General features: G+C 69.0%; 5 protein-coding genes. 1 reads left to right on the top strand and 4 read right to left on the bottom strand.

Annotated elements, in window-relative coordinates:
* Positions 1-99: 99 nt before the first annotated feature.
* Complete coding sequence (locus ACK5F2_RS17140) at positions 100-546, bottom strand: polyphenol oxidase family protein (RefSeq protein WP_409866848.1); 447 nt, start codon at positions 544-546, stop codon at positions 100-102.
* Positions 543-1,178 (bottom strand): maleylacetoacetate isomerase, encoded by a 636-nt coding sequence (gene maiA / locus ACK5F2_RS17135; protein WP_409866846.1) that lies wholly within the window; start codon positions 1,176-1,178, stop codon positions 543-545. Before maiA ends, ACK5F2_RS17140 begins: the two co-directional genes overlap by 4 nt.
* A 41-nt stretch (positions 1,179-1,219) precedes the next feature.
* On the opposite strand from maiA, the gene ACK5F2_RS17130 reads away from it, so the two are divergent.
* Positions 1,220-1,771, top strand: a complete 552-nt coding sequence (locus ACK5F2_RS17130; protein WP_409866843.1) for an NUDIX hydrolase — start codon at positions 1,220-1,222, stop codon at positions 1,769-1,771.
* Between the two features lie 9 nt (positions 1,772-1,780).
* Here ACK5F2_RS17130 and ACK5F2_RS17125 read toward each other — a convergent pair whose 3' ends face one another.
* Entirely contained in the window at positions 1,781-3,691 is a 1,911-nt protein-coding gene (locus ACK5F2_RS17125) for a LapD/MoxY N-terminal periplasmic domain-containing protein (RefSeq protein WP_409866841.1), read from the bottom strand.
* Positions 3,692-3,716: 25 nt separating this feature from the next.
* The gene (locus tag ACK5F2_RS17120) at positions 3,717-4,385 is read right to left on the bottom strand and encodes a transglutaminase-like cysteine peptidase (protein WP_409866838.1); all 669 of its coding nucleotides are present in this window, start codon (positions 4,383-4,385) and stop codon (positions 3,717-3,719) included.
* Positions 4,386-4,598: the final 213 nt, after the last annotated feature.

Below are 4,598 nucleotides of genomic sequence, written 5' to 3'. Positions count from 1 at the left end.
CTCTCAGGTTCAGGCCTGGATGGGGGCCTGCATAGGCCCCGAGGCCTTTGAGGTGGGGCCTATGCCGGCCCCCAGCCAGGCCTGGACCAGAGAGGGCGGTCAGCCCGCGGCCTCACACAGCGCCGCCACCGTGCGCTCCAGCACCCCGGCGGCCAGGCCCCGCCAGCCCGCATGGGCGCCGCCCACCGCCCCTGGCGCGGCAAAGAGCACGGGCAGGCAGTCCGCCACCTGGATCGCCACGCCCAGGCCCGGATCGGTGCTGATGGCCGCATCGGCCGGCGGAGCAGCTTCCTGCAGCCAGCGCCGCTCTAGGCGCAGCACCTCGGCACCATGGACCTGGCGCAGAAAGACCGCCGGCGCCCCCAGCGCCGCCTGCAGGCGTGCGCGGTTCTCGGCCACGGCCGCCGGATCGTCACCGACCGCGACACCCAGGTTCATGCTCTCGAACTCGCCACGGCTCACGCCGCCGGCCCGCGTGCTCATGAAGGCCTGCACATCGGGCCGCGCCCAGTCGGGCTGCAGCCAGTCGGGATGCGGCAGACTCATTCGGCGTCCGGGCAGGCCGAGGGCTGGGTCTTGGCAAAGGCCTCGTGCGCCATGCAGCGCTCAAAGATCTGCATCAGGCGCGGCACATGGTCCAGCTTGCAGTCAAAGCGGCGGGCATTGAAGATCTGCGGCACCAGCACGCAGTCCGCCAGGCCCGGCTGATCACCGTGACAGAACTGGCCGGCCTGACCATCACCCAGGCGCCGCTCGAACACGGCCAGTCCCTCCTCCACCCAGTGGCGGTACCAGCGATTCTTGGCCTCCTCGTCCACCGCCAGCTCGCGCGTCAGATAACGCAGCACGCGTAGATTGTTCAGCGGATGGATCTCGCAGGCGATGTCCTGGGCCAGGGCGCGAACGCGGGCCCGCCCCAGGGCGTCGGCCGGCAGCAGGGGCGGCTCGGGATGGGTTTCGTCCAGATACTCGATGATGGCCAGGGATTGGCCGACATAGGACTCGCCATCCTTGAGCAGGGGCACCAGGCGCGAGATGGAGGCCGTGGCATAGGGCTCGGCCTGCTGCTCGTTGCGCACCAGATGCACCGGCCGGTACACATAGTCCAGGCCCTTGAGCGCCAGGGCGATGCGCACGCGGTAGGAGGCCGAGGAGCGGAAGTAGTTGAAGAGTTCCATGGCCGCATGATGCCATCGGCAGCGCGGCTACACTGCGGCGCATGTGGCTCACGCGTCGTTTCAAACACTGCCCAGACTGCGGCCAAGCCGTGGAGTACCGCGTGCCGGCGGATGACAACCGGGAACGCGCCAGCTGCACCGGCTGCGGCGCCATCCATTACCAAAACCCCATCAATGTGGTGGGCACATTGCCGGTCTGGGAAGACGGTCGCGTGCTGCTATGCAAACGTGCCATCGAACCGCGCTACGGCCTGTGGACCCTGCCGGCGGGTTTTCTGGAGCTGGGCGAGACGGCCGCCCAGGGTGCCCAGCGCGAGACCGATGAGGAGGCCGGCGCCCAGATTGAGCTGCTGCCCCTGTACTGCATGATGAATGTGGTCAAGGTGGGCCAGATCCATCTGTACTACCGCGCCCGACTGCTCTCCACCGAGTTCAATCCCGGCCCCGAAACGCTGGAAGCCAAACTCTTCCACGAGCACGAGATCCCCTGGGATCAGCTGGCCTTTCGCACCGTGCGCGAAACCCTGCATCGCTTCTTCGAGGATCGCCGCCTGGGTCGGCCCTTCCAGTTGCACAGCGACGATACCGGCTGAACAGGCTCCTCAGCCTTGTGCGGTTGCCCAGGGGCCGGTCACACCGTCCAGCTCGCAGTCCCACAGGGCCTGCACATCCAGGGCCTCGACCACGCCCTCGGCATAGACCTTGAGCGCCAGGCTGCGCAGCATGATGACCATGCCGCGCACAAAGGCGGCACGCGCCGCATCGCCCGAGACGCCCACCACCACGGCGGCGTCCAGCTTCACATAGTCCAGCCCGGCCTGGTAGAGGCGGTCCACATGGGACAGGCCCGGACCCGCATGTTCCAAGCCCAGCTTGACGCCCAGGGGGCGCAGCTGGCGCCCCATCTCCTGCAGCAGCTCGAAGTGCTGCAGGGCCGCACTCTCGGCCAGCTCCAGGCCCAGCTTGCGGGCGGCTTGCGGCGCGTGGAAGACCTGCTCGCGCAGTCGGGCGACAAAACCGCCCTCCAGCAGGGAGGCCGGCGCAATATTGACGCAGCGCGGCCGGCCGTCCTGGGCAATGGCCTCCAGCGCCAAGGCCGTGGCATGCAGATCCACCTCGGCGGTGAGGCGGCTGCGCTGGGCCAGGGGCAGCCAGCGCGCGGCAGTCTCGTAGCCGGCCTGGGGTTCGAGCTGCAGCTGCAGCGGACACTCCAGATGCAGCAGCTGCCCCTGCTTGTCCAGCACCGGGTATTCGCGCAGCCGCCCCTGGCGTGCTGCAATGGCGTCCAGGATCTGGGTGCGCCAAGCGCGTTCGCCCTGGATGCTGGTGTCGGCCGGCGTGCTCAGCACTTCCACAGCAAAACCACCCCGGGCCTCGGCGCGGGCCAGAGCCGAGTCGGCCGCACCAAACCAGTCGCTGAGCGGCCGCTCGCGAGCCAGCTCCACCGCGCCCATGGCGACTTGCACCGCAGTGCCAAAGCCGGCCAGACCGGCCTGCAGGGCCTGGGACAGCGCTTGGGCGGTGTCCTGGGCCACATCGGGCGCCGGCAGCCACAGGGCGAAGTCGGCACCGTTGAGCCGCCCGGCCAGACAGCCATTGACCCGCTCCGGGTACACGGCCACCACATGCCCCAGGGCCGAGAGGACCTGATCCACGGTCCCTCGTCCGAGCTGTTGATTCAGGCCCTCCAGATCGCGCAGGCGCAGCAGGAGCAGGCCCGCGCGGGCCGGACCATCGTCCCGGTTGAGCGCGGACTCCAACTCGGCCAGGAAGTGCTTGCGCTGGTTCAGCCCGGTCAGGGCATCGCAGTGGGCCTGGCGGCGCAGTACTTCCAGCTGCTCAGCCTGGGCCTCGAACATCTGGCGCACCTTGGCCACCATGGCATTCATGGCCTGGGCCAGGCGCGCCAGCTCGGGCACGCGGGGCTCATCCACCAAGGTGTACTGGCCCTGCACCAGGGCCTGGGCCTGGGCCACGGCATTGTCCAGCGGGCGGCGTATGCGGCTCAGGGCCAGGTAGGCGGCGCCTGCAGCCAGCAGGCCCAGCGCCACCAGCAAGACCGCCATGCGCAGGCTGGCGGCCCAGAGCTCATCGTGCGCATAGGCGGCCTGGCTGTGAACCTCCACGGCGCCCGCTGCCTGCCAGCCATTGGACACCTTGGCACTGCCTGAGGGCACCTCGATGGGTGTCAGAGCCACGAACCAGGCCGGGGCCGTGCTGGCCTTGGCCGGGGCCTGGCGCTCGAAGGCCACACTGCCGTCGGCGCGACGCCAGGTCACGCTCTGGTAGTAGCCCGTGTCGAACTGGGCCGACACCAGCAGCTCCATCAGCTGCGCATCCCCACCCTGCTGGGACATGGCCAGGGCCAGGGCGGCCGCGTTGTCATTGTTCTTGAGCTGCAGCTGGGTCTGCATGAGCTGGCGCATGGACAGGGCCGACACCGCAGCGCTGCCCAGCAATGCCGCCAGCATCAGGGCCAGGAGAAGCAGCCAGACTTGGCGTATCAACGACATGGATTGCTTTCGTTCATGCTCATGATTAGAACCCCTCGGCACGGATCTTGGCCAAGGCCTCGCGCCAGATGGACAGACGCGCCACGGCGCTGCCGGCGCTCGCTCCCGCCACGCCCTGCCAGACACCTTCGCTGTTGAAGCTGAAGACGGGTGCGAGATCGCCCCGGGCCGAGGCCGGACGCACCTCCGGAACCAGATTGTCGAGAATCAGCGGCTCCGCATCGGGCTGGGCGTAGTAGGCCAGCACCATATGGGCCTGGGGACGCCCGTCCAGCATGGCACGCACATAGACCAGTCGAAGTTTCGCCTCGGGCAGGCCCGTGGCCAGCAGGCTGAAGTACTTGGCAATCGCGTAGTCCTCGCAGTCGCCCTGCCCCTTGTCCAGCAGCTCCAGCGGGCTGGCCCAGTAGTCCACCCGGCCCCAGACCTGCTGGTCCTCTCGAAAGGCAATGCGCTGGTTGAAGAACTCATTGATGGTGCGCAGACGCTGCGACTCGTCCTGGGGTCCAAGACGCTCCAGCAGCTGCAGCAGCTGGCGGGCCGAGCCCAGGGTGCGCGGGCCGAAGCGGTTGGCCGCCTCCAGCACCCGCTCGGCCTCCAGCGCGGGCGTGGGGCCCGGCAGCAGGAGGCCGCTCAGCAGGACCAGGCCAGCCAGCCAGCAGCCCGCAAGCTTCGGCCGGCGGTAATCCTGCATGAATGAACATGCCCAAGAGGGGGGACTGGGCTGAGCCTGCGCCATACTTGCGGCCACTTTACCGTGCGCAACTGTCGCCGCCGCATGCGGCGTCGCGTTATCGTTCACGCTGCACCCCGTCTTTGCGTGCCGGAGCCGATCCGGTCCCCCCGTCCTGAGCCCCCCGCCCCCCGCCCGTCCCCCGGCCCAGACCCGCGCCCCTCTCCGCCAGGA

It is taken from the genome of Roseateles sp., assembly GCF_046300915.1.
Taxonomy (GTDB): Bacteria; Pseudomonadota; Gammaproteobacteria; order Burkholderiales; family Burkholderiaceae_C; genus Kinneretia.
Note: the sequence above shows the minus strand (reverse complement) of the source record. Positions and strands in the feature narration are given on the sequence as shown.